Annotated in this window: 22 protein-coding genes; 5 read left to right on the top strand and 17 right to left on the bottom strand. The window is 64.0% G+C overall.

Annotated elements, in window-relative coordinates:
- Nucleotides 1-157: 157 nt before the first annotated feature.
- The 13 genes from CO669_RS17545 to CO669_RS17485 all read right to left on the bottom strand — a co-directional run bounded on the left by CO669_RS17545 (nt 158) and on the right by CO669_RS17485 (nt 14,312).
- Nucleotides 158-394 (bottom strand): hypothetical protein, encoded by a 237-nt coding sequence (locus CO669_RS17545; RefSeq protein ID WP_245444336.1) that lies wholly within the window; start codon nt 392-394, stop codon nt 158-160.
- A gap of 251 nt (nt 395-645) precedes the next feature.
- Complete coding sequence (locus CO669_RS17540; RefSeq protein WP_097661081.1) at nt 646-1,764, bottom strand: helix-turn-helix transcriptional regulator; 1,119 nt, start codon at nt 1,762-1,764, stop codon at nt 646-648.
- 111 nt (nt 1,765-1,875) lie between these two features.
- Nucleotides 1,876-2,994 (bottom strand): helix-turn-helix transcriptional regulator, encoded by a 1,119-nt coding sequence (locus CO669_RS17535; RefSeq protein WP_097661080.1) that lies wholly within the window; start codon nt 2,992-2,994, stop codon nt 1,876-1,878.
- Nucleotides 2,995-3,139: 145 nt separating this feature from the next.
- Nucleotides 3,140-5,557 carry an autotransporter family protein gene (locus tag CO669_RS17530; RefSeq protein ID WP_158228773.1) on the bottom strand — a complete coding sequence of 806 codons (2,418 nt, stop codon included), beginning with the start codon at nt 5,555-5,557 and terminating at the stop codon, nt 3,140-3,142.
- A 315-nt stretch (nt 5,558-5,872) separates the two neighbouring features.
- Nucleotides 5,873-6,121, bottom strand: coding sequence for a DUF6894 family protein (locus tag CO669_RS17525; RefSeq protein ID WP_097661078.1), 249 nt, complete (start codon nt 6,119-6,121; stop codon nt 5,873-5,875).
- A 122-nt stretch (nt 6,122-6,243) separates the two neighbouring features.
- Entirely contained in the window at nt 6,244-7,209 is a 966-nt protein-coding gene (locus tag CO669_RS17520; RefSeq protein ID WP_198964084.1) for a helix-turn-helix transcriptional regulator, read from the bottom strand.
- A gap of 238 nt (nt 7,210-7,447) precedes the next feature.
- Nucleotides 7,448-8,587, bottom strand: coding sequence for a LuxR C-terminal-related transcriptional regulator (locus tag CO669_RS17515; RefSeq protein ID WP_097661076.1), 1,140 nt, complete (start codon nt 8,585-8,587; stop codon nt 7,448-7,450).
- Nucleotides 8,588-8,891: 304 nt separating this feature from the next.
- Nucleotides 8,892-9,389 carry a hypothetical protein gene (locus tag CO669_RS17510; protein WP_097661075.1) on the bottom strand — a complete coding sequence of 166 codons (498 nt, stop codon included), beginning with the start codon at nt 9,387-9,389 and terminating at the stop codon, nt 8,892-8,894.
- A 489-nt stretch (nt 9,390-9,878) separates the two neighbouring features.
- Nucleotides 9,879-10,301, bottom strand: coding sequence for a hypothetical protein (locus CO669_RS17505; RefSeq protein ID WP_097661074.1), 423 nt, complete (start codon nt 10,299-10,301; stop codon nt 9,879-9,881).
- Between the two features lie 12 nt (nt 10,302-10,313).
- A complete protein-coding gene (locus CO669_RS17500; RefSeq protein ID WP_018319783.1) occupies nt 10,314-10,535 on the bottom strand; it encodes a hypothetical protein in 222 nt (73 codons plus the stop codon).
- Nucleotides 10,536-10,723: 188 nt separating this feature from the next.
- Nucleotides 10,724-11,539, bottom strand: coding sequence for a lytic murein transglycosylase (locus CO669_RS17495; RefSeq protein ID WP_097661204.1), 816 nt, complete (start codon nt 11,537-11,539; stop codon nt 10,724-10,726).
- Between the two features lie 119 nt (nt 11,540-11,658).
- Nucleotides 11,659-12,462, bottom strand: a complete 804-nt coding sequence (locus CO669_RS17490; protein WP_097661073.1) for a shikimate dehydrogenase family protein — start codon at nt 12,460-12,462, stop codon at nt 11,659-11,661.
- Nucleotides 12,459-14,312 carry a flavin-containing monooxygenase gene (locus CO669_RS17485; protein ID WP_097661071.1) on the bottom strand — a complete coding sequence of 618 codons (1,854 nt, stop codon included), beginning with the start codon at nt 14,310-14,312 and terminating at the stop codon, nt 12,459-12,461. Before CO669_RS17485 ends, CO669_RS17490 begins: the two co-directional genes overlap by 4 nt.
- 176 nt (nt 14,313-14,488) lie before the next feature.
- Between CO669_RS17485 and CO669_RS17480 the strand changes: the two genes are divergently transcribed.
- The 3 genes from CO669_RS17480 to CO669_RS17470 all read left to right on the top strand — a co-directional run bounded on the left by CO669_RS17480 (nt 14,489) and on the right by CO669_RS17470 (nt 18,565).
- Entirely contained in the window at nt 14,489-16,114 is a 1,626-nt protein-coding gene (locus CO669_RS17480) for a long-chain fatty acid--CoA ligase (RefSeq protein ID WP_097661070.1), read from the top strand.
- 102 nt (nt 16,115-16,216) lie between these two features.
- Nucleotides 16,217-17,326, top strand: coding sequence for a glycoside hydrolase family 172 protein (locus tag CO669_RS17475; protein WP_097661068.1), 1,110 nt, complete (start codon nt 16,217-16,219; stop codon nt 17,324-17,326).
- A 27-nt stretch (nt 17,327-17,353) separates the two neighbouring features.
- On the top strand, nt 17,354-18,565 hold the full coding sequence (locus tag CO669_RS17470) for an acyl-CoA dehydrogenase family protein (RefSeq protein WP_097661066.1): 1,212 nt from the start codon (nt 17,354-17,356) through the stop codon (nt 18,563-18,565).
- Nucleotides 18,566-18,819: 254 nt separating this feature from the next.
- Here CO669_RS17470 and CO669_RS17465 read toward each other — a convergent pair whose 3' ends face one another.
- Both CO669_RS17465 and CO669_RS17460 read right to left on the bottom strand, forming a co-directional pair.
- Nucleotides 18,820-19,728, bottom strand: coding sequence for an amino acid ABC transporter substrate-binding protein (locus tag CO669_RS17465; protein ID WP_097661064.1), 909 nt, complete (start codon nt 19,726-19,728; stop codon nt 18,820-18,822).
- A 176-nt stretch (nt 19,729-19,904) separates the two neighbouring features.
- The gene (locus tag CO669_RS17460; RefSeq protein WP_097661062.1) at nt 19,905-20,324 is read right to left on the bottom strand and encodes a nuclear transport factor 2 family protein; all 420 of its coding nucleotides are present in this window, start codon (nt 20,322-20,324) and stop codon (nt 19,905-19,907) included.
- 144 nt (nt 20,325-20,468) lie between these two features.
- Here CO669_RS17460 and CO669_RS17455 point away from each other — a divergent pair, with 144 nt between their 5' ends.
- Nucleotides 20,469-21,710, top strand: a complete 1,242-nt coding sequence (locus CO669_RS17455) for an amidohydrolase family protein (protein WP_097661060.1) — start codon at nt 20,469-20,471, stop codon at nt 21,708-21,710.
- A 209-nt stretch (nt 21,711-21,919) separates the two neighbouring features.
- On the top strand, nt 21,920-22,240 hold the full coding sequence (locus tag CO669_RS17450; RefSeq protein WP_097661059.1) for a hypothetical protein: 321 nt from the start codon (nt 21,920-21,922) through the stop codon (nt 22,238-22,240).
- 16 nt (nt 22,241-22,256) lie between these two features.
- On the opposite strand, the gene CO669_RS17445 is transcribed toward CO669_RS17450, so the two are convergent.
- Nucleotides 22,257-23,174 carry a DUF1932 domain-containing protein gene (locus CO669_RS17445; protein ID WP_198964083.1) on the bottom strand — a complete coding sequence of 306 codons (918 nt, stop codon included), beginning with the start codon at nt 23,172-23,174 and terminating at the stop codon, nt 22,257-22,259.
- On the bottom strand, nt 23,171-24,040 hold the full coding sequence (locus tag CO669_RS17440; RefSeq protein ID WP_097661057.1) for a substrate-binding domain-containing protein: 870 nt from the start codon (nt 24,038-24,040) through the stop codon (nt 23,171-23,173). Before CO669_RS17440 ends, CO669_RS17445 begins: the two co-directional genes overlap by 4 nt.
- Between the last annotated feature and the right edge of the window lie 11 nt (nt 24,041-24,051).

The following is a 24,051-nucleotide window of genomic DNA, read 5'->3' as shown; positions in this document are numbered from 1 at the left end:
CTGCGGAGCGTCGGCATTGACGCCTTCGGGGCAGACGGCCGCCTCGCTCGGCAACGACACGTGCATCGCGTGGGCGTGGGACCGTTCCAGAATCGCGAGGCCAACCAGTTGAAGAGCGACGAGTGCTGCGGTCAGCACGATTGCAACGATGTTGAAATTACGCGCGCTCGAAGGCCGGGTGGCCGGGAGCGTGTTCGCACGCATCAATTCCGTGGGCATTTCTCGAAATATCCTCTTGCTTGCTGACCGAAATGGTTTCGTTCAAAGGCAATGTCTCGTCCGGCCGGGCCAGCAAATGGTGATAGCGCCGCAATGCGCGCTGCGCCTCGATCTTGCGCTGCTCGTGAAACACGGCGCCGACGCGAGCGACGATGTCGCGGAACTTGTCGGCCATGGCAAATGACGTCCTTCGCATGACGACCTCCTCTCAACCTGTCCGAGAGAATGGTTGGCTTCACTCCAACCCGCTGTGAGTTGCTTCACAGAAGAGCTGATCGGTCGAACAAGAAATCGTGTGACGATTCACTAAATGAGAACGCAAAAAAACGCGTCATTCGATCGAATGACGCGTGGTCACTTCATCATGATGTCTTCGGCTTGAACCTGTCGCGCGCTACGGCGATGCGAGTGCGGGCCCGACGCGCATCAATGCAGGAGCGGATTGGAAAATCCCGCGGCGAGCTTGACGAGATCGGCCTGGCGCGAAACACCGGTCTTGGCGAAGACGCGATGCAGATGCGTTTTCACCGTCGTCTCGGCGATCCCCAATGCCACCGCGGTCTCCGGAACACCGCCGACCTCGACGATCGACTGCAAGACCCTCAGCTCCGCCGGCGTCAGCTCGAACGTGCGATCGATCAGGCCGGCGCATGAGCGACTGTCGAGTTCCGCCTTCCAGACGAGCAAGGCCCCGACCGCCGATGTGCGCTCTGTTGCGCCGTCGCGCAGCAGCGACGGCAATGCAATCACATGCGCGACGTAGTGCGATCCGTCATGCGCCATCAGAGGGATCTTCCGACCCATTGCCGCCGCGACGGCCACCTCTGCCGGATCACGGAAGATGTTGCGCAAGGCGAGATTCGCCTCGGAGGATCTCGTCACGAGCCGGCCCGCCATGGAACGCAGGACGTCGTCGGCCGCGAGGATCGTCTCCGCGGCCGGATTGCTGTGGACGATGCGGCAGGCCGAATCGAGCAGGATGACGCCGGCATTCAGCCGATCCACGACGTCGGCGAGCGCGGTCGCGCGCTGCTGCTTCCGCTCGATCGCGCGGTTGATCAGCAGCGCCCGGCTCGCATGCGGGGCCAGGGACCGCATGCGCGCACGTTGCTCGGCATCGAGCATCTCCTTGCCCGGGATGACGGTCATCAACATCGGGCACGGCGACTTCGACTGCTCCAGCACGACGTTGGCAACGTCGACGCAGCCCTGGGGACGGAGCCATTCCTGGTAGAAGCGGCCGCGGCGATACTCGTCGAAATTCACGAGGTCCGGAATGTTGCGCACCTCGCCGTACTGGGGAAGCCGGGCGAGCGGATCGTAGCGCGAGTAGGTTTCGGAATAGAGCTGGATATAGTGCGGATCGACCCCGCAATAATAATGGGTCGCGCCCGACTTGCTGACCGTGTCCTTCGAGATCAGGCCGCAGGCCTGGCTGCCGATGAAGGCATTGAGCATGACCACGACATCGCTCCACAACTCAGGGTGGAGCCCCGCATCGTAGATGCTCTCGATCAGCTCGGAATGCTTGGGAACTCGGGACATCCGAAGAGCCATGGTCAAACGCGGAGATTGGGGAAATGTTCTTCACGCCCGGGGGCTATCGTGAGTCTGTCACGGCGCCAAAAGGTTCAACTTCGGCAGCGGTTGAGCGGGTCAGTTGACGAGCGGGTTGGCAAACCCGGCCGCGAGCTTGACGAGATCCGCCTGCCGGCTGACGCCGGTCTTGGCGAAGATGCGATGCAGATGTGTCTTCGCCGTGGTTTCCGCGATGCCCAGCGCCGCCGCCGTCTCCGGGACGCCGCCGATTTCGACGATCGACAGCAACACCCGGAGCTCCGCCGGCGTCAGATCGAAGGTCCGCGCGATCAATTCGCCATATGACGGGCCGCCGAGCGACACCTTGCGCAGGAGCAGCGCGCCGGCTGCGTCGACGACGCGCTCGCTGCAATTGCGCAGCACCGATGACAATGGCAGCAGATGAGCGACGTAGCGCCCGCCCGTCGATGACTGCAGCGGCATCGCATTGCCGCTTGCGGCAACCAACAGATGGTCGCCGCGGCCCGCGAGCGTTTCGCGCAGCGCCTGGTTGGCCTCCATGCTGGAGGTCACGAGCTGCCCGGCGACCGACCTCACCACGTCGTCGGCCGCGAGAAGAGCGTGACCGGCCGAATTCGCATGCACCACCCGGCAGAGGCCATCGAGCAGGAAGATCCCGGCCGTCAAATTGTCGAGGACATCGGCCAGTGCCGTCGCCAGCGTCAGTTGCGCGCTCATGGCGCGGTTGATCAGGAGCGCCCGGCTGGCATGCGGCACAAGGAGCGAGAGGCGATCCTTCATGCTCCGGTCGACCATGCGGCGGCCCGACAGCACGGTCATCATCACGGGGCAGTTCGCATTCGACATCTCGAGCACGACATTGGCCGCATCGCTGCAGCCCTGCGGCTGCATCCATTCCTGGTAAAAACGCCCTTTGCGATATTCCGCGAACTCGACCAGGTCCGGGACGCTCACAACCCTGCCGTGTGGCGGTAGGACGCTGAGCGGGTCGAACTTCGAATGCGTGGCGGCATAGAGCCGGATGAAATGCGGGTCGGCTCCGCAATAATAGTGGGTGACGCCGAACTTGCTGATCGAATCCTTCGAAAACACGCCGCAGGCCTGGCCGCCGACGAAATCCCGAATGCCGGCGACGGCCTCATTCCAGCGGGACGGATCGATCCCGGCATCGTAGATGGTCTCGACGAGGTCAGGCAGTTTCTGCGGTCCGTGCATGGCTCGAAATGGCACTGAATGATCGATGCCGGCGAGAATAACACGACCCACGCACGCGACATCCTCCGATCGGAGGAGGCGCCGGCCGGGTGGATGGCACCCGGCCGGCGCGCACCGTGTTCGAGCCGCCAGGGCTGATGCCGGCTCAGAACGCGACGCGGACCCCGCCCTTGGCCGAGCCGGTGCGGCTCTGGTCGGACATCATCACGCCCTCGACCGCGCCGAACACGGACACGTTGGCCCCGGTGCGATAGTCGAAGCCGAGGCCGGCGACGGCACCGACCGTGCTGCGGCTGCCCGGCGTCACGAACGACAGGCTCTGCCCAAGCAGCACCGTGTTGATGGCGGTGTCGCCGGCGCGCTGCAGCGCGATCACGCCGCCATGGATGTTGGCCTTGAGCTCGCCGCCGGCAAGGCCCGTGATGCGGGACAGATCGACCTCGCCGCGCTCCTCTAAATCCTGCAGCGTGCGGCCGCCGACGGACAGTCCCTGCGCCGAGCCGCGCTCGCTGTAACCGTCGAAGCGGCCGGCGACATAGCGCAGCCGCGCCGTCGGCGTCAGCACATAGCCGTTGCCGATGTTGAGCCGGTGGCCGTAGGCTACCTCCGGGCTCACGTACCAGCCGCTGTAGCTCGCGATCGCCGTCTCCATGCCGCCCGCCGCGGCATTGTTCAGCACCAGGCGACGCGATTTGTTGTCGGCATTGCCGCCCTGGATCGTGAAGTCGAAGAACTGCGAGGCCCATTCGAAGCGGCTGTAGGCGCCGGCGAAGACGTAATTGGTGTCGACCGACTGCGAGTTGAGGTCGACGGAGAGGCCGCCCTGCCCGCCGCCGAGGAAAGCGCCGACCAGCCAGTCCGGCCGCACCTTGCGATCGACGCCGATCGCCCCGCCCCAGGCCGTCGAGGTCGCGCGCAGCGTGGAGGCGGTCTCGTCCTGGATGCGCTGGCCGCCGAAGCTGTTGGCCCACACCGTGATCGGCGCCGGATCGGTCCAGAGGCTGCGCGGTGCCTTGGTGAAGGGCCCGGCCTGCGCCGTCTCGGGCGCATAGGCCATCGCCATCATGTTGCTGCCGGCCGTTCCTGCACCGCCGCTCAGGCGGCCCTGCACCAGCGAGGAGACGCCGCTGGTGAAATCCATCAACGTGCGGTCGGTCTGCGACAGCGCGGTGGGGTCGAGGGTTGCCAGCATGTCGCCGGCAAAGACCTTCGGGCCGGCGAAGCCCCCGCCTCCGGCGTTGGTGTTGATGATGCCGTTGAAGTTGACAAAGGTCGGGAGCTGAATGCTCGTCAGTGACGACACCCGGCTGCTCAGCGGAACGAAATTGACGTTGACGACGTCATTGCCGAAGCCGAAATCGACCACGCCGTTGATCTTCGAGCCCGGCAGCAGCGTCAGCGTGTCCGCCCTGTTGGAAAGCTTGATCGCGACCCCGCCGGCCCCGGTAATCGTGCCGGAGTTCGTGATGTTCGATCCATCGCTCGACTCGATGCCGATCCTGCCGACAATCGTTCCGGAATTGTTGACAGTCGCCTGGGTCGTCAAGATGCCGGTGCCATTGATGGTCGAGCCCTGAAGCAGACCTGTATTCGTCACATTGGCGATGTTGGCGTTGACGGCGGCGCTCCGGCCGATGATCGACCCGGAATTGTTGACGTTGCCGAAGATCGCGTTGATGCCGCGATCCGCTGTGACGGTTCCGGAGTTGTCGAGATTCACCGTGATGCCGCTCATGCCGAAGCCGAGCGTCGTTGCGATCTGTCCGGTATTGGTCACGTTGACCGTCGTGGCGAAGATGACGGTCGAGCCGCTGGTGATCGTGCCGCTATTCAGGACGTTCGCCGCACCGTTCCTGGCATTGATGCCGGACTGGGTCCCGCCGATCGTACCACTGTTGCGGACGGTTGCATCTCCCGTGTCCGCAATGATGGCCACGCCCGTACTGCCGTCGGCGCTGATCGTCCCGGCATTGTCGATGACGGCAGACGTACCGGCGAACACCGCATTGTCGTGGGCGGTCACGGCACCACCGGCAAGGTTCGTCAGATTGACATCTCTGGCCCTTATCCCGGCCTCCTGGCCGGCAATCGTGCCGGAATTGTTCACCGTCGCCAGACGGTCGGAGAAAATCGCGGCGCCCGTTATTCGGGTCTGCGTGATCAGGCCCGTCCCGAGGTTGGTGATGGTTGCATTGCCGCTGGTGTCGATTGCCCCGTCCTCGCCTCGGACCGTGCCGGCATTGCTGAGGACGATTGACGTCGGCGTAATGGCGTTGAAGCCCGCAATCGTCGCCCCTTCCAGGTTGGTGATCGTCATGTCGCCGCCGGTAATACCCGCCGCATTCGTTCCACTAATCGTGCCTGCGTTGGTGAAAACGCTGTTGAAGCCCACCTTGAAGCCAAAGTCGTCTCCGCGGACGGTCACACCCGCGCGGATGTCGTAGGAGTTATTGTCATCGCCGCTCGTACCGTAGCCGGTACCGCTGCCCTGCTGGGTGTCGGTGTCACTGGCACACACCACCGTCGCATTGCTGACTGGCGCCGTCGGGGTACAGGCGGCCACGGCGGGTTCGCTCGTCAACACCGGGAGGACCAGCGCGGCTGGCACCAAGAGCCATAGCGATCGCCACAGCGAACGCCAATGGGCCACGCCGTCCCCGCCCAACCCGATCATTCCCAGTCCCTCGTCAAAGGTATGCCTCGTCCACCTCCTCCGATCGAAGAAGGACGGTTCCCGCGAATTTGGATTCGCAGAGCGTCAGGCTAGAGACGAGCACCGCCGCCGACTTGGACTGATGCGACCGGATTTTGTCTCACAACGAACCGAAGCGGCTTCGTGCAGCACTGGTGCGCAATTGCGACACCTTCCCCGAAGGAGCTACGCCCGGTCCCAGCCGACCTTCTCTGAATTCTCCGCCCAGACCGGCGCGCGGTAGATCTCGTTCCCGCCAGCGTCCCTGACGCGGATAAAGGCGTCGCGATCGCGCAGATCGTCGCGCCAGACGAACAGATGCCTTGCCATCTCGTCGGCAACGACGAAGGTCGCGCTGGTCTGCTCGAACACCATGCCGCCGGGATCGATCTTCACGATATTGCCGACCAGGAGGTCGAAAAAGAAACGGCGCATTCAATACTCCGGCTGCGGATGCCGCACGCAATGCTTGGGTCATGGTTTCGCAATCAGGGATCACGTCGGATCCCCGTTTGCTGATTGAAATCGGCAGATGGCTGGAATTCAGTCGCGCGTGGTCACGCCACCTCGCCGCTCCTGATGTCGCTCGGCGTCGCGTTATAGGTTCGCCGGAAGCAACGATTGAAGTACGAGAGATCGCCGAAGCCGACGTCGTAGGCGATCGAGCTCACCGTTCGTTCGGCGTATCCGGGTTCCCTCAGCATGCGATGCGCGCGCTTGACGCGCTGCTCGATCAGGAAGGACGAGAAGGTCTTTCCGTCGGCCTCGAACAGGCGCTGGAGATATCGCGGCGTCACGCCGAGCTCCTGGGCAACCGAGGCCACCGACAGATCCTGCCGCCAGCAATTGTTGGCAATCGAGACTTTCGCTTTCTGGAGCCGGGCCGCCTTGACGCCGCGCCGTCCGGCCAACTCCCGCACCTCGCCGGTCGCACCGAGGACGAGCGCCAGCAGATCGTGCAGATGCCCGACCCCGAGCTGCCGGAGCTCAGGCGTCGCAAACGCCTTCTCCCGCACCAGCGTCGCCGCGTAGTCGACCAGCAGCCTGAGCCCGGTGGAACTCTCAGGCATGACGCGCATCACGGCATCATCGACGTCCACGATCATCGGCGCCAGCACCCGTCTCGGCACGCGTAGCGAGAAGCAGCTGCCCAGCAACAATCGCTCGAACGTCGTGACGTCCTCCGCGCTCGTCAGGACCGCCTCGCCTGCATGGAGCCTCAGATCGTGTCCCCGCTCGGATATCCCGAGGACGCCGGACCTGTTCACGATCAGGGCGAGACTGTCATCGCCGTCGGCCACCAGTTGCTTGGTGCGAATGACCCGCGCTCCGCACAACCCTCCGATCAACAGCTGGGCCTCCGGCAGGACGTGAGACGTGAAGCTCGCCGCAGCCGGCTTTCCTTCCCTTGCCTCGACCTCTGCCTTCAGCACCCCGCGACAATAGAAATCGCGAAGCATCGAGATACGCTCGCCTTCTGGAATTTCGTTCGTTGAAACACTGAGAACGGAAAAATCACCCATGCTGCTCACTGCAATCTCTCCAACCGACGAGCAGGCCGGCAATACACTGTCGTTTCCTCATACGCGCGTTCGATGCCGTCGCGGCATGCTCGTGCGGCGTACGCTGCTCTTCTTTTCAGGAGCGCTGATATACGAAAGTCTCGGATGACTCGCGTCCTGCGTTCGGAGGACCCGCGAGTCCGCGCCATCACAATGGATTGAGAGCGCGGCGCGCAACATCGAGCCACGCAACGACGTATCACGTGGCCCTGTCATCTCCGCTCATCCGCCGCGCGAAGGGCACGGCAAAGCCTGCGGCGATCTTCACCAGATCGGCCTGCCTGCCGGCGCCCGTCTTCTCGAACAAACGGCCGAGATGCGTTTTTACCGTCGTCTCGGCAATGCCGAGCTTTGCGGCGATGTCGGGAACGCCGCCAATCTCGATGATTGCCATCAGCACGCGCAGTTCGGATGGCGTCAGCCTGAACGCTGCTGCGATCGCGTCGGCTGCGAGTAACGGCAGCATGGAAGCTCTTTGAACGAAGAGCATCGTGGCTGCGATATCCCGTGGCAGACTGCGATCCCGCTTCAGCGGAACGGCATGAAGCAGATAATGCTGTCCATCGGCCGATGTCGCAAGCTCGATCTGACGACGGGGCCCTCCATCGATTTCGCACAAGCCGCGGAATATTTTGTCGGTCTGGGTGTTGCGGGCCACGATCCTGTCGCCGACCATCGCGAGCAGATTGGCATCGGCGAACAGCTGACGGCACGCCGCGTTGGCATGGACAACCCGGCCGTCTGCGTCGAGCAGGCAGATCGCCGTGTTCAATCCGTCGAGAACATCGGCGAGATCGTCTACCGTATGCGAACGAGCCCGAATCTGCCGGCCCATGATCTGCGATCGCTGAATGTGCGGAGCGAGCAGCCGCATGCGCTCACGCATCGCGTCGTCGACGGTTCCACGGGAGCGATGGCGCAACACCTGGAGGATCGTGGTGCGGGCGGCCGTCTTCTCCAGCGCGATGGTCGCGAGGTCTATCGCCCCCTGCGGTTCCACCCATTCGCGATAGAAGCTCGTCGCCAGAAATTCCTCATGGGGCATGATGTCGGTCACGCCGATCGTCTGCTCGGGGGCGAGATTGAGATGACGATCGAGCAGAAGGTCGAGCTCCACATAGCGGTCACGGTAGAGCTGGCGGAAGCGGGCATCGGTTCCGAAATGCTGGTGAATCTCGATCGAGAGCCGCGCCGTATCCCTGGAGACGATCATCGCGGCACAACCGCCGACGAAATGCGCAACCTGCTCCAGCGCGCTGCTGCGCAATGCGGGGTCGATCGCCGCATCGTAGATCTCGCCGATGAGGGACGAGAACCGATTTGCCTGGTGGGTCGTCATCGGGCGGACGACGCGATCTGCGTGTAGCCCGCGCGAGACGAAGGGCCCGCGATCCGGGAACTGGCGGAGAAGACGGGCCGGTCAATTGCCGCCTTCGACACTGAAAATACGTTGCAGCTGGATGCTGGAATATCGAACATCGTCCTTGCGTAACGTCAACCGCAGGGGGCGGCTTGGACGGTTTCGCCAAAGACTAGGATAAATGCGAACAGCGCGCGGACTGTGTGCGAAGAGTCACGCGCCTGCTCGCTGCGATCGACTTCAAGGCCGCCGTCTTGCCGCCTTCACGGCCGGCACCGGCAACCTATTTCCGGTTCTCCTCGCAGAACTTCAACGCCGCCAGCGCTTCGCCGGCACGCGGGACCTGCATCTCGATACTGTCGTCGTCATCGTCCTCGAAGTCGAGCGTGAGGCGCTTTGCCTTCGACAGGCGGTCCATCATCGACTGGTCGTACTCGAAGATGCCGCGCACGGTGGTCTTGTCCATGACCTCCCACTTCGCCTTCTTCATGATGTCCGCATCGTCGGTACTGACATCGGCCCGGAGGATCTCGCCGACCTTCTCCCATTCCCAGCCGTCGTAGATCATCACGATGACGATCGCCTTCTCGGAATAGGTGATCACGATGACGTAGTCGCGGTTCTCGTCGTCCTTGTCCTTGTAGCCGCGGCTCGCATTACAGTGCGTATCCTGCGTCCGCTTTTCGATGGTCCAGTCGCCGACCTTGGATTGCTGCGCAAGCGCCGGCCCGGCCGTTAAGGCGCCCGCGGTCAGCAAAACGGCGAGAAGGAATCGTTTCATGGCAGCCTCCAGCGCGTTCCCGAGCTGAGATGACCACCTCCGGGAGAGAGCCGCAAGGGCCGGCGGCAGCCGAAAGACGGGCCCGCGCCCCTCTCGGGCCGCGGCATTTTGGCGAGACCGCAGCGCACAACGCCGGCCCGAGTGTTCCCTGCGAAACCCCATTCCGGATGCGACGAAACACGCCTGAAACAGATCGCCGGTTAAGTGGTTGTCAAAATAGATACAGGGACGGCCACCATGCAATTCCTCCTCGATCTGATCTACGAATATTCCTGCTGTCAAAACCTCGTCGCCCAACCCCCACAGGAGGACGAGCTATGATCGAGCTGATCTCCGCACTGCTCGCCCTTTGCAGCATCGGCGTCTTCGCGGCGCATGCGTTGGATGCCTATCGCACCACGCACTCTTGATGGATCGCCGTCAGCCGGTCCGCTGGTACGTCGCCCGAAGGGAGGGTGACCATCGAGGAGCGATCGGATTCTCCCGCGGCTAGAACGGCCGCCGGTAGAAATGCTCCGAATGCGTTGCCGGTGGAAACCGGTTGGCAAGTGCCAACGCCCCCTGCTCGTCCGTCTCGAGCGCGATCTTCTGCGCCAGCATCACGTCGCCCGGAACCAGAAAACCTGACGGGACGAAGCACCACCCCATTGTCGCTATACCGGCCTCGTCGATCTCGTGGACATTGGCGGCCGTACCATAGTGGATGCGATAGGTCTTGCCGGTATCGCAGCCGACGACGTCGAAATAGCGGTGCTGCTCGAACTGGGCGCGCTGCGCCGGCGACAGCCATTCGGCCAGAAGCCGGCGGCCACGTGCGTCCGGCGTGTTCTCGCCGAAGAACCGCCGATAGAGTTCACGCAGCGCATGCAAACGCGCACGCGCCGGCGCGCGGAGCCAAACTGCCGCGATCATGAGCAGCTCAGATCAGCCGCCGACCAGGCGCGGATAGAACAGCGTTTCCTGCGCGGTCGGGTCGAATGATCTGATGCGGGTGACTTCGCCAGGTCCGTTTCGAAGGGCGGCGGTGAAGCCAGCGCCGGTCAGCTCCCGAAAGCGCCGTTCGGCTCGCGCCAGCGCTTCGGCATTGCCAGGATCAAACTCGTGGCGCGTATCGCCAGTCTGGTCCATCACGATCTGGGTTGCCATGGTGAGTCTCCTCATGCCCAGCCCTGAATCTGATCAAAGCAAACCTCGTGCCGTCCGTTCCCAATGGCAACAACTTTCTCGCGCCGGCGCATCACGCCTTGCTGAGCAGGAACGCTTTCGAGCGAAGCGAATGCCGGTTCGACGCGTCAAAACGAGAATCTGGAGCCCGTTCGAAGCGCGGCTCCCTGTCAGCGCGAGGCGGCCGCCCCTCCGCCCTCATCGATCTGCCGGCCCATCAGCGCGATTGCCTTCTGATAGACGCCCGCCGCGTTCCAAGCCTCGATGGCGGCGAAATTCGGCTCGCCGGGCTGGTATCCGGCTCCCGCGCGCCAGCCATGGGCTTTGAGGAAATTCGCCGTCGAGTTCAGGGCATTGGCGGCAACTTCGAGATTGCCGGTGCCATAGGCCAGGATGTTCTTGGGCATGAACTGGGTCTGACCGACCTCGCCATGCATGGAGCCGCGCGTCGCCCCCGACAGCGTGCCGCGGTCGATCAGCTTCAGGGCCGCATAGAGCTGGTCGGTGAAGAATTCGGGACGGCGGCAGTCATAGGCAAGGGTTGCGATCGACGACAGCATGTTCTGATTGCCGCGCTGGCTGCCGAAGCCGGTCTCCATGCCCCAGATTGCGATCAAGGGTCCGGGCGGGACGCCATAGCGCTGCTGGATGGAGGCGAACAAGGCTGCCTGCGATTGCTTGAGCTGCCGCCCCTTGGCGACGATGGTGGTGGCACCGCGCTTGGCGAGGAACTGATCGAGCGTCAGCGAGAAGCTGCGCTGGCCGCGATCGGCCGCGATGGTCGCGCTGGCGTAATTGGCCTGCATCAGGGCCGCGAGCGCCGTCTGGCCAATGCCCTTGCCTTGCGCCTCCGCACTGAACTCGCGCTTCCAGGCCTCGAAGCCGCCGGGCCCGTTGCCGCACGTGGCGGCCTCGGCCATGGGCAGAGAGAGGAGCAGCGCGGTCGCGCCAATCACCGCCGTTGCGACTGTTCTGCCCTTGATCATTGCGCGTTCCCTTTGCTGGTGCGCGACCGGCTCGCGCGAGCACATGATCCTACGTCAGTTGCCATCGCTCAAGTCCCGGCGGCTACAATCAATCCAGTCAAAGCCCTTGACACCAGCGGTCACGCCTCGTCCGTTTCCAGCAGGAAATCCACCATGATGGCTTGGTGCTGCTGATACATGTCCGTGCCGGTGCCCGTGACACAGCCGATGCTGCGGGCGGCCGCGATGAAGGGCGAGACCTCGGGCCTGGTGATGACGCAGCCGCAATAGGCCGACGGCGCGAGCCGCGCGACATCGACCGGCAGCGGATCGCCTTCTTTCATCCCTGCTGGCGTCGCATTGGCGACAAAATCGAAGCCGGAGGGATCCATGGTGCCGGCCCGCACGGGCGCTTTGCCGAGACCGTTGAGCCGACCGATCAGCGCGTCGCGGCGCTCGGCCAGGCCATCATGAATGGCAAGCTCGCTGACGCCGGCCTCGACCAGTTCGAGTGCAATCGCCGACCCCGCACCGCCTGCGCCGACAAGCAGCGCCTGCATGCCCGCGGGAGCGATCCCCTTCGCCCGTGCCGCACCGACGAAGCCGAGACCATCCACCATGTCGCCATGCCACGAGCCATCGGCGCGCCGCCGCATCAGGTTCACGACACCCAGGAAATGAGCGCGATCGGTCGCACTCGTACAGGCCTGGTAGCAGGCGAACTTATGCGGAATGGTCACGACGATGCCGTCGAGATTCGTCAGCCGCGTCGCGACCGAAAGGAAATCGGGCAAATCCGCCGGCGCGACCTGAACGGGCACGAGAATGCCATCGTGCCCCCGCGCGGCAACGGCGGCACTGACGCCGGCCGGCGAGCGCACCTGGGCGATGGGATCACCAACGATAACATAGAGCCGCGTCGCACCTGTTGGGGCCGGGATCATGTCGTGCGAGCCGGAACTGGCGAGCCGTCCCCAGCGGTCAGTTCGAGGCCCTCCAGCTTGCCCTCCTTCCGCCATTTGTCGAGCAGCCGCAGGAACGCCATCGGCCCACGCCAATACTGGCTGTTTCTGGCCGCGACCGGGTCGAACACGCCTTCGTTGTTGTAGTATCCGGGCGTGCATTCGGCGAGATAGGTCTGGCGGCCGATCGCCGCCTTGACGACCTCGTCGACCCAGGCGTTCTCGGCCGCGAGCGTCGGCTCGAGCGTCCGCGCACCCCGCTTGCGAGCCTGGTCGATGACGTAGGCGATGTGCCGGGATTGCTCGTCGATGATGTGCGGGAAGTTGGCGCTCTGCCCGGCCTGCACGGTGACGATCAGGAAGCAGTTCGGGAAGCCGCGGCTGTAGAAGCCGTGCATGGTCTTGACGCCGCCCTGCCAGCGTTCGGACAGGCTCACGCCGTCGCGGCCGTAAACCTCGAAACCCATGCGCCGCGCGTAATCGGTGCCGACCTCGAAACCGCTGGCGTAGATCAGGCAGTCGAGCTCATAAGCCTTGCCGCCCGCGACGACGGCGTTCTCCGTGATGCGTTCGACACCCTGCCCTTGGGTGTCGACGAGATGCACATTCGGACGATTGAAGGTGTCGAGATATTCGTCGTGAAAGCACGGCCGCTTGCAGAACGCCTTGTACCAGGGCTTGAGCGCGTCCGCGGTCGCCTTGTCCCTGACGACCGCATCGACCCGGGCGCGGATCTCCTCCATCTTGCGGTAGTCGGCCTGCTCGATGACCTTCAGCGCCTCCTCCATCGAGGTCACCGGCTGCGGCTGACGGCGCGGCGCCAGCAGGATCTCGCCGAGCAGGCCCGTCCAGCCGTCCTGCACCAGGTCCCGCTCGAACGGCTCGCCTGATATCACGGCGGTGAAATTGTCCATGCGCTCGCGCTGCCAACCGGGCCTCAGGCCCTGCGCCCAGCCCGCATCGGTCGGGCGGTCGTCGCGCACACCGATTGCCGACGGTGTGCGCTGGAAGACGTAGAGCTCCTTCGCCGCACGGCCGAGATGCGGCACGCACTGCACGGCGGTGGCGCCGGTGCCGATAATGCCGACCCGCTTGCCGGCAAGGCCGGTCAGATCACCATCCGCATTGCCGCCGGTGTAGCCGTAATCCCAGCGGCTGGTATGGAAACTGTGGCCTTTGAAAGTCTCGATGCCGGGAATGCCCGGCAGCTTCGGCCGGCTGAGCGGACCGCCGGCGAGAATGACGAAGCGTGCGCGGATCCGGTCGCCGCGATCGGTCTCGACCAGCCAGCGCGCCTCCTGCTCCTGCCATGTCATTCGCGAGATGACGGTCTGAAACAGCGCGCGCTCATAGAGCTTGAAGTGACGGCCGATGCGGCGGGAATGCTCGTAGATCTCCGGCGCCCGGGCGTATTTGCGCACCGGCATGTAGCCGGTCTCTTCCAGCAGCGGCAGATAAATGTAACTCTCGGTATCGCAGGCCGCACCGGGATAACGATTCCAGTACCAGGTGCCGCCGAAATCGGCGGCCTTTTCCACGATGCGGAAATCGTCGATACCGGCTTCGCGCAAACGCGCGCCACAGAGCAGCCCGCCAAAGCCGCCGCCGACGACGAGCACCTCGGCCTCGTCGCTGACGGCTGCGCGCGCAAATCCGGGATCGGCCCAGGGATCGTCGAGATAGCGGCCGAACTCGCCTGTCACCTCGACATACTGAGCCTTGCCCTCGGCGCGCAAACGGCGGTCGCGCTCGTCGCGATAGCGCGCGCGGAGTGCGGCAACATCGACCGTAGGATCGCCGGCCGCACCGGTCTTGTGTCTTTCCGCTGACATGAATTTCCTCCACGGCGAACGCTGCTTCGCCGGCAGCTGGGATCAGTTAGCCCCGAAAAAGTGACGCATGCAATCACGTCCCATGTTTTTTGCGTGAACGCTGCGCGACGTTCCGCTAACCTCGCGCGCACATCACAAGCGTGCGCCACGCAACGACGTGGCTTCCGGAGGAGACCATGCAGGGATTGATGATGGACATGCCGCTCCTGATCAGCGGCCTGATCCAGTACGCTGCCGATTATCACGGCGAAGCGGAGATCGTCGCGCGCGAGATCGAGGGCGACGTTCATCGCTACACCTATGCCGACGCCCATCCGCGCATCAAGCGCATGGCACTGGCGCTGAAGCGGCTCGGCATGAAGCAAGGCGACCGCGTCGGCACCCTGGCCTGGAATACCCACCGGCATTTCGAGATGTTCTACGCGGCGCCCGGCATGGGCTACGTGCTGCACACCATCAATCCCAGGCTGTTTCCCGAGCAGCTCGTCTACATCATCAACCACGCCGAAGACCGCCTGCTGTTCATCGACCGCGCCACGGTTCCGATCGTCGAGACGATCGCGCCGCAGCTGAAGACGATCGAGGCTTACGTCGTGATGTCCTCGCGCGAACGAATGCCGGAGACCAAGCTTGCCAATGTCTTTTGCTACGAGGAATTGCTGGACAAGGAGAACGACGCCGGCTTCGCCTGGCCGGAGTTCGACGAGAAGTCCGCATCCACGATCTGCTACACCTCGGGCACGACAGGCAATCCCAAGGGCGTGATCTATTCGCACCGCGCCGCGATTCTGCAGACCATGACCTGCTGCAATTTCGACTTCCTGCCGGGGCACGTCGAAGGCGTGCGCGAGGTGATGATGCCGATGGCGCCACTGTTTCACGGCAACGGCTGGAACATGCCGTTCACCGCGCCCTATACCGGCTCTAAGCTGGTGCTGCCCGGCCGCAACTATGAGCCCGACAAGCTCTATGAACTGCTCGAGGGCGAGAAGGTGACGCTCTCCGCCGGCGTGCCGAGCTTCTGGCTGATCCTGCTCGACTGGCTGGGCCGCACCGGCAACAAGTTCTCCACGCTGCGCGCAACATTGTCGTCAGGCTCGGCGCCGCCGCGCGCGATGGTCGAGACGCTCAAGCGCGACTACGGCATCGACTACATCCAGGCCTGGGGCATGACCGAGGCGCTGGGCTGCTCGATGCCGGGCCTGCGGCCGGGCTCGGAGCATCTCAGCGACAAGGAGAAATTCGACCGGCGCCAGGTGTCGGGCCGCGCCTGTTTCGGCACCGCCTTGCGCATCGTCGACGATGCCGGCAATGAGCTGCCGCGCGACGGCAAGACCGTCGGTCACTTGCGCGCCCGCGGCCCCTGGGTCGCCTCCGGCTACATGAAGCTGGACGAAGGGCTCGACCGCGACGGCTGGCTGATCACCGGCGACATGGCAGTGATCGACCCGCAGGGCCACGTCACGCTGACCGACCGCTCCAAGGACGTGATCAAGTCCGGCGGCGAATGGATCTCCTCGATCCAGCTCGAGGACGTCGCGCTGTCGCATCCCGACGTGCTGCAGGCCGCGGTGGTCGCGATCCATCATGAGAAATGGCAGGAGCGTCCCCTCCTCCTCGTCGTTCGCAAGAAGGGCGCAACCGTCGACGGCAAGACCCTGCTCGACCACATGCGCCCGAAGATCGCGAACTGGTGGATGCCTGACGCCGTCGAATTTCTCGACGAATTCCCGATGACCGGCACCGGCAAGGTGCTGAAATCGGCGCTGCGCGACAAGTTCAGGGAGTATCGCGCAAGTTGACGGCGTTCGATCGCGTACGGACACTTCCGCGCGCGGTCTTCATCTTTTGGTAGATCGAGGAGCGATATATCAAGGCCTCGCTCACCTTGGATCGAGGACACCATGGCGTTTTCCGGATTGGGTCTGCATCTCGGCAATCTCTCGCGCCTGTCGAATGCGCAGACACGCTCCATCAGCCCCGAGAATATTTCAGGCGAGAAGGGCAAGGGCGGCATGTCCGTCGACGGCCCCGCGGCGCGCCAGGCCCGCGATCTCGGACAGGGCTGGAAGGTCTCTCCTTACGTCGTCATCGAACCCGGCGCGACCCTTGTGCTCGCCGACATCGCCGGACAAGGGGCGATCCAGCAGATCTGGATGACCTTGGCGCGCGGGCGTCTGCGTCATTCGATCCTGCGCATCTATTGGGACGACCAGGAGCAGCCGAGCGTCGAATGCCCCGCCGGCGACTTCTTCGCCTGCGGATGGGAAGAGTTCGCGCAGGTGTCCTCGCTCGCGGTCTGCGTCAATCCCGGCCGCGCGTTCAACTGCTATTGGGAGATGCCGTTCCGCAAGCGCGCGCGCTTCACGCTGGAGAACCGCAGCGAGGAGCAGCTCACGGTCTACTACCAGATCAACTATGCGCTCACGGATGTGCCCGAGGAGTGCGCCTATTTCCACGCGCAGTTCCGCCGCACCAACCCGCTGCCTTTCAAGGAGGTCTACACCATCCTCGATGGCGTGAACGGCGCAGGCCATTATATCGGGACCTACATGGCCTGGGGCGTCAACAACAACGGCTGGTGGGGCGAAGGCGAGATCAAGTTCTTCATCGACGGCGACGGCGAATTTCCGACCATCTGCGGCACCGGCACAGAGGACTATTTCTGCGGCTCCTATAATTTCGATCCCCATGTCGCGCATGCCGGCCAGGGACAATCCCGCTACGTGGAGTTCACCACGCCCTATTCCGGCCTGCCGCAAGTGATCCGTCCCGACGGCGTCTACAAATCGCAGCAGCGCTTCGGCCTCTACCGCTGGCACATTCCCGATCCCGTACGCTTCCGGAGCGATCTGCGCGTGACGATCCAGGCACTGGGCTGGCTACCCGGCGCGAAGGACGGAAAATATCTTCCATTGCAGGACGACATCGCCTCGGTCGCGTTCTGGTACCAGACGCTGCCGACCGCGCCCTTCCCGACATTGCCCGGGCCGGACTATCTCGAAATCGCGTAGCTGCGGCTGCGATCAAGGAGACGAAAGATGCTCTACCCGATGTCGCCCAAAGTCGTCGAGCTCAAGCGCAAGCTCGAGAGTTTCATGGACCGGCACATCTATCCGAACGAGGAGCGGTTCTATCGCGAGGCCGAGGAGCTCGGGCCGTGGAAGGTCTATCCGGTCGTCGAGGAGCTGAAGCCGCTGGCGCGCGCCGAAGGCCTGTGGAATCTGTTCCTGCCGGAGTCCAGCCACGGCGCCGGGCTGACCAATCTCGAATATGCCCCGCTCTGCGAGGTCATGGGCCGCTCGCATCTGGCACCCGAAGTGTTCAACTGCTCGGCGCCCGACACCGGCAACATGGAGGTGCTGGAGCGCTATGGCACCGAGAAGGACAAGGAGCGCTGGCTGAAGCCGCTGCTCGCCGGCGAAATCCGGTCATGCTTTGCGATGACGGAGCCCGCGGTCGCCTCCTCCGACGCGACCAACATCGAAAGTTCGATCGTGCGCGACGGCGACCATTACGTCATCAATGGCCGCAAATGGTACACGACCAATGCGACCGACCCGCGCTGCAAGATCTGCATCTTCATGGGCAAGACCGACCCTGACAATGCCGACCGGCACAAGCAGCAATCGATGATCCTGGTGCCGATGGACACGCCGGGCGTCGAGGTGAAACGTCCCCTGCCCGTGTTTGGCTTCTACGGCGTGCCCGATCGCGCCTCCGAAGTCGTCTTCACCAACGTCCGCGTGCCGAAGGAGAACATGCTGCTCGGCGAAGGCCGCGGCTTCGAGATCGCGCAGGGCCGCCTCGGCCCCGGGCGCATCCATCACTGCATGCGGCTGATCGGCCTTGCCGAACGCACACTAGAAAAGATGTGCCGCCGGGTGCGCAGCCGCGTCGCCTTCGGCAAGCCGGTCTCCGAGCAGACCGTGACCCAGGAGCGCATCGCGGAAGCCCGCATCATGATCGAGCAGGCCCGGCTGCTGACGCTCAACGCCGCCTATGCCATGGACACCGTCGGCAACAAGGTGGCCAAGGCCGAGATCGCGATGATCAAGGTCGCCGTGCCCAACATGGCCTGCCAGATCATCGACTGGGCGATCCAGGCTCATGGCGGCGGCGGCACCTCGAATGATTTCGGCTTGACGCAGGCCTATGCGACCGCGCGTCTGCTGCGGCTCGCGGACGGGCCGGACGAGGTGCACCGCAACCAGATCGCGCGGTTCGAGCTGAAGAAATATTCGAATGCTTGAACCGTGCGGGCGAGGCAGCCGTGCGTCTCGCCCGCCCCAGGATCAAAGCGAGTATAGAAGCCGCAAGACCAAAGTGACACGGCAAGGCAACACAGCAAGCAGCCGCGCTGCATCGCGAAATGAAGCAGCGAAGCAACCGTTCTCCGGATGAAGCGCAGTCTCGCGGGGACCACGCTACTCCTCACTTCAGGGCCTGATCGACGGCCGCGCCGTTCCCGTAAAGGCCGCGTCAATGGCGACCTTGCGCCCTCGTCTCAATTCGCCGCGTACACGTCCGGATCCGGGCTCGAGCTCGGCTTCTTGAACGCGTTGCGCAGAGCGGCCGACATCGGGACATTGTAGTTGAGGCCGTTCGGCGGCGTCGGCGATTGCAGCCAGGTCTTGTAGAGAACCTCGATCTCCGGGCTTGCATAGAGCTCCGCGGTCGCGCGATCGGCCAGCGCCTTGAACGGGGCATCCTCGCGGCGCAGCATGATGCCGTAAGGCTCCGGCTTCGAAAATGCTTCCTCGCTGATCATGAAGGCTTGCGGCTCCTTCGAGCGCGCGATCGCGACCGCGAGCTGCACGTCGTCGAGCGCGTAGGCCTGGGCGCGGTCGGTCTCGAGCAGCAGGAAGGCCTCGGCCTGATCCTTTGCCGGCATCACGCTGATGCCGAGATTGCGATCGGTATTGACCTTGGCGAGCTGCGTCAGGTTGACCGAGCCGGCGACGGCCGTGACCGCCTTGCCCTTGAGATCGTCGATGGTGTTGATCTTCGCGGCCTTCTTGGCAGCGAACCGCGTCGCGCTGAGGAAATGCGTGTTGGTGAAGGCGACCTGCTTCTGGCGGTCGGCATTGTTCGTCGTCGCCGAGCAGTGCAGATCGAGCGTGCCGTTGACCATCAGGGGGATCCGGTTCGAGGAGGTCACGGCGAGCGTGTCGACGGCGATGTCGGCCATGCCCAGCTGCTTCTTCACGGCATCGACGATCCTCAGGCAGATGTCCATGGCGAAGCCGACAGGCTTCTGGTTGCCGTCGAGATAGCTGAACGGGACGGACGCTTCCTGATAGCCGAGCGTGATCTTCTTGGTCTCCTTGATCTTCTGGAGCGTGCCCGACAGATCATCGGCAGAGGCTGCACCGGAAAGACATGTGAGGGCCAGGATAAAGGCAGGTAGACGCATCGGCTGCTCCTAGGGGCTCGCGCCTCCATGCCGGGCGCGCAATCGCGCGCGTTGATAGCGCAGGCGTGCGCAAGCCACCAGACGTGCCGACGCCTATCAGCTATCGCAGCTTTCGATACGGCGAGCGATGGTCGTCTCCGCCGCGACGGCCCGGCCTTGGGTCGCCGGAGCGGCCCTCACGCGTCGATGCCGCGCTGGACCAGGATGCGCTCGGCGCTGTCGTTCCAGACGTCCATCTTGGTGATCTTGCCATTGCGCACCACGAAGCGATCGACGTAACGGTTGCCCTCGAACGGGGTGCCGTCCTTCCATTCGCCATAGAGCGTCCCGACGCTGTAGACCACGGTCTCGCCGTCACCGGGGCAGACGTCGAACCGGTCCATCTTCTTCTTGACCCAGCGGTAGCGCTTGGCGTTGAAGCCGGTTGGGCCGCGCGGATGATCGAACTCGCGCCCGCCGGTGAAGGTGATCACGGTGCCCGGCGCCATATAGGCCGCCGCAGAATTGGGATCGGGGATCATCGATGCCGTGAGATAGGCTTCCACGATCGCGGCGTCGGACAATTGAGCGGTTTCGGCTCGTGCGGCAACGGACATGGCTGGCTCTCCTCGGATTCACGGAATACTACCGCTACTGTTGCGGAATCCATGCATATATTTTGAACACCTGCCTCGCTACACTGCCGATAATCTGGAGCCGCCGATCCCGGCCGATTGCTCTAAGTTCCATCCACAAGAGCCATGATCACCCAGTCCGCCTTCGACCTGGTCTTCCGCAACGCATTGTTGCGATCATCCGCCGCGCCCGTCGACATCGGGGTGAAAGGCAGCCGGATCGCCGCGATCGCGCCAAAGCTCGCCTGCGAAGCGGTCGAGGTCGATATCGCCGGACACCTGGCCCTGCCCGGCTTCGTCGATAGCCACATCCATCTCGACAAGGCCTGCCTGCTCGACCGCTGCGGACACGATCACGGCAGTCTCGGCGACGCGATCCGGGCCGTGTCGGCGATGAAACGCGACTTCACCGTCGAGGACGTCTACGCCCGCGGTGCCAAGGTGCTCGAACGCGCCATCGCGCACGGCACGACGCGTATGCGCACGCATGTGGAAATTGATCCGCGGATCGGCCTGCGGAGCTTCGAAGCCGTGAAGCGGCTGCGGCGCGATTACGCCTGGGCGATCGACCTGTCGCTGTGCGTCTTCCCGCAGGAAGGCCTGACCAACGATCCCGGCAGCGAAGACCTGCTGATCCAGTCTCTGCGCGACGGCGGCGACGTGATTGGCGGCTGTCCTTACACCGACACCGACCCGAACGCCCATCTCGAGCGCATCTTCGATCTCGCGGAAGAATTCGACGTCGACGTCGATCTCCATCTCGACTTCGATCTCGATCCCTCCTGGAGCCATCTCGACGACGTCTGCCGGCAGACGGAGCGGCGCAGCTACGGCGGACGGGTCACGGTCGGCCATGCCACAAAACTCTCGGCCCTGCCGCCGGAGCGGATGCAGGCCACTACCGCGCAACTCGCAAGATCAGGCGTCGCCGTCACCGTGCTGCCCGCGACCGACCTCTATCTGATGGGGCGCGAGGCGACCCACAACGCGCCACGCGGGCTGACGCTTGCGCACAAGCTCGCGGGCGAAGGCATCGTCTGCTCGGTCGCCACCAACAACGTGCTCAATCCCTTCACGCCGTTCGGCGATGCCTCGCTGCTGCGCATGGCAAACTTCTATGCCAACGTCGCGCAGGTCTCGGTCGCTGATTTCGGCACTTGCCTCGACCTCGTGACCGAGCAGCCGGCGCGGCTGATGAACCTCGGCGATTACGGCATCAAGGTCGGCAACCCCGCCGATCTCGTTGTGCTCGATACGCGCGACAGCCGCTTCGCGATTGCCGAACTGCCTGACATCATGATGGGCTTCAAGGGCGGCCGACCGACCTTTGCGCGGCCACGGCCCACCCTGTTCCGGCCCGAAAGCTGATCGCGTTTACAGCCGCAGTTCCAACGGTAAAATCGTCGGGAAATACTGCCGATCCTCGGCCCGTTTCGCTTTGATTTTACTGCCGATCTGGCCGCAAAACCGAGTCCGGTAGAATCCCGGACCGTAGCTGTGCGCATTGCACAAGCGGCCGCCCGGATCATACTAAAGGGGCGCTCTGGACCATCTGGGTTCAGTGGGGAAGTATGTAAATGTTCAACGCGTTCAGCAGCATCGATTATCGCTCCCTTCGGGCCAACACGCCCGCGGAAGCGGCCGTCAAGCGACTGAGTGGGATCGGCGAAGTCCTGTCGGGCCTGGATATCTCGGCGATCCACACGCAGGACGACATGACCCGCGCGCTCTGGACGCTGGATACCGCGGACAAGTGCATCCGCATGATCGTCACCGAGTTCCGCGCCGCGCCCGCCAGGGAGCAGGTCGTCCGCAAGGCCAAGAGTCTGGTCGATCTGATCGAGCTCGCCCGTGACGAAATTTCCAGCTATCGCGACGTCGGCAAGGTCCTGAGCTGAACGTTCGCGTTCAGCATCAGCGCTTGATTCTTGCCAGTATCCGGTCGGCCTCGGTACGCCAATCAGCGCTGCGCGCGAACTCCTTGCTGCCCCTGATGCCGAACAGCCCTTCGTCGGCCAGATCAGCCACCCAGGCCTGACGCTCGGCCGTGCCCTGCGCCGACCACGGCGTCAGCCCTGCCTCACGCACCGTCTCGGCGACCTCGCGCACCTCCTCGGCGCGGCGGCGGCCGTGCTCGATCACGCGCTGGAAGAAATAGGCCCCCTGCTTCTCCCAGTTGATCGCCGGAAAGGTCTCGGCGAGTGAGGCCAGCACTGCATCCTCGACGCCATAAGCGCGTGCGGTGGTAAAACTCTCGATGACCATGGCCTCCAGGCCCTTGATCATGATGCTCCGGCACATCTTCACCGCCGAAGACACGCCCAGCTTGTCGCTCGCAACCTTCGCGGCAAAGCCGATCGCGTTCAGCAGCGGCGCCAGCTCCCTCGCGCCGGGACCACCGAGCAACAGCGGCACCTTGATGCGATACGGCGGCACCGAGGTCATCACCGCACCCTCGACATAGCGTCCGAACGCGCCGTCGATCAGCGCCGCGGCGCGCTGCTTGGCGCCGGGAGAGGCCGAGTTGAAATCGAGGAACCAGGTGCCCTGGTTGATCGCTGCCCCGCAGGCTTTCGCCACCGGAACGGCCTGGCTCGCCGTGACCGCGGAGATGATGAAATCGGATTTCGCGGTCAGCTCGGCATGAGACGCCGCGAGCACGACACCAAATCTGGTCGCATGCTCCCTCAGCGGAGCGCCCTGCTCGCCTCCGAGCTTGATGTCATAGGCCGCGACCTTGATACCCTGTTGGCGCAGATCCTCGGCCAGGATCCGGCCGACCTCGCCATATCCGACCAACCCGATCTGCCATCGCTTCGGATCCGCCATCAGTTCAATCCTCGTGTCGTCTCGTCGAATAGCTCGTCGACGGCATAACGGCGCGGGATCAGCGCCTGCTGGAAGGCGTAATCGACGATCAGCTCGAGCGGCTTTCTGTTGGCCTCGATTCCGAACGGCACGAGGTCGGGCGTTGCCGCTGGTCCCGTCTGGTCCTTGTTGCGCTTGAGCAGATCATAGACGCCCGCGACCACGTCGGGGCGCGATTTCGCGAGCCTTTCGGTCACGACCACGAGATGGTTGACCGGGACGACGCCGCGCCGGGCGTACCATTTTGTGGCCTCCGCCGCCGGATCGGGGAACAGCGGATTCAGCTTCGGATCGTTCGAGGTCTCGCCAAGAACAGCGTCGAGTTCGCCATCGAGCAGCATCTGCAGGATCTTCTTGTCCTTCGGCGCACGCTCTGTGGTGTCGACATATTCGGCGACATGCGGATCCTCGAACGTCACCCAACGGATCTTGTCGAGATTGACGTCGTAGTCGTTGGCGAGGATGCCCCGGATCCAGGCGCCCGTCGTCGTCGTGAACGAGCGAATGCCGACGCGCTTGCCTTCGAGATCGGACGGTCCGAGCGTTCCCTGCGCAGGATTGTACAGCGCATAGGAATGCTGGAAGCGGCCCATCATCGTCGCCGGCAACAGCACCAGCGGCTTGCCATGCGCCTTCGCCATCAGAAAAGTGACGATCGCCATCTCGCAGACGTCGAAGGCCTGCTCGCGCACCATCGGCTTGAACGCGGTGTTGGTCGGCGTGTATTCGACGAAATCGAGATCGAACAGGTCGGAGCGGAGCGCACCGCCCTTCACCGCCTGAACGTGGGGGTGATTGCCGAGCACGGCCTTCAGCTTGAGACGATCCATCCGCCCGCTCC

The sequence above is a fragment of the Bradyrhizobium sp. Y36 genome (assembly GCF_002531575.1).
Lineage (GTDB): Bacteria > Pseudomonadota > Alphaproteobacteria > Rhizobiales > Xanthobacteraceae > Bradyrhizobium.
Note: the sequence above shows the minus strand (reverse complement) of the source record. Positions and strands in the feature narration are given on the sequence as shown.

Excerpts from the sequence above, each read along its gene's own strand:
- CO669_RS17545 (WP_245444336.1), bottom strand. The coding sequence starts at position 394 with ATGGCCGACAAGTTCCGCGACATCGTCGCTCGCGTCGGCGCCGTGTTT.
- CO669_RS17540 (WP_097661081.1), bottom strand. The coding sequence starts at position 1,764 with ATGTCCCGAGTTCCCAAGCATTCCGAGCTGATCGAGAGCATCTACGAT.
- CO669_RS17535 (WP_097661080.1), bottom strand. The coding sequence starts at position 2,994 with ATGCACGGACCGCAGAAACTGCCTGACCTCGTCGAGACCATCTACGAT.
- CO669_RS17525 (WP_097661078.1), bottom strand. The coding sequence starts at position 6,121 with ATGCGCCGTTTCTTTTTCGACCTCCTGGTCGGCAATATCGTGAAGATC.
- CO669_RS17520 (WP_198964084.1), bottom strand. The coding sequence starts at position 7,209 with ATGGGTGATTTTTCCGTTCTCAGTGTTTCAACGAACGAAATTCCAGAA.
- CO669_RS17515 (WP_097661076.1), bottom strand. The coding sequence starts at position 8,587 with ATGACGACCCACCAGGCAAATCGGTTCTCGTCCCTCATCGGCGAGATC.
- CO669_RS17510 (WP_097661075.1), bottom strand. The coding sequence starts at position 9,389 with ATGAAACGATTCCTTCTCGCCGTTTTGCTGACCGCGGGCGCCTTAACG.
- CO669_RS17505 (WP_097661074.1), bottom strand. The coding sequence starts at position 10,301 with ATGATCGCGGCAGTTTGGCTCCGCGCGCCGGCGCGTGCGCGTTTGCAT.
- CO669_RS17500 (WP_018319783.1), bottom strand. The coding sequence starts at position 10,535 with ATGGCAACCCAGATCGTGATGGACCAGACTGGCGATACGCGCCACGAG.
- CO669_RS17495 (WP_097661204.1), bottom strand. The coding sequence starts at position 11,539 with ATGATCAAGGGCAGAACAGTCGCAACGGCGGTGATTGGCGCGACCGCG.
- CO669_RS17490 (WP_097661073.1), bottom strand. The coding sequence starts at position 12,462 with ATGATCCCGGCCCCAACAGGTGCGACGCGGCTCTATGTTATCGTTGGT.
- CO669_RS17485 (WP_097661071.1), bottom strand. The coding sequence starts at position 14,312 with ATGTCAGCGGAAAGACACAAGACCGGTGCGGCCGGCGATCCTACGGTC.
- CO669_RS17480 (WP_097661070.1), top strand. The coding sequence starts at position 14,489 with ATGCAGGGATTGATGATGGACATGCCGCTCCTGATCAGCGGCCTGATC.
- CO669_RS17475 (WP_097661068.1), top strand. The coding sequence starts at position 16,217 with ATGGCGTTTTCCGGATTGGGTCTGCATCTCGGCAATCTCTCGCGCCTG.
- CO669_RS17470 (WP_097661066.1), top strand. The coding sequence starts at position 17,354 with ATGCTCTACCCGATGTCGCCCAAAGTCGTCGAGCTCAAGCGCAAGCTC.
- CO669_RS17465 (WP_097661064.1), bottom strand. The coding sequence starts at position 19,728 with ATGCGTCTACCTGCCTTTATCCTGGCCCTCACATGTCTTTCCGGTGCA.
- CO669_RS17460 (WP_097661062.1), bottom strand. The coding sequence starts at position 20,324 with ATGTCCGTTGCCGCACGAGCCGAAACCGCTCAATTGTCCGACGCCGCG.
- CO669_RS17455 (WP_097661060.1), top strand. The coding sequence starts at position 20,469 with ATGATCACCCAGTCCGCCTTCGACCTGGTCTTCCGCAACGCATTGTTG.
- CO669_RS17450 (WP_097661059.1), top strand. The coding sequence starts at position 21,920 with ATGTTCAACGCGTTCAGCAGCATCGATTATCGCTCCCTTCGGGCCAAC.
- CO669_RS17440 (WP_097661057.1), bottom strand. The coding sequence starts at position 24,040 with ATGGATCGTCTCAAGCTGAAGGCCGTGCTCGGCAATCACCCCCACGTT.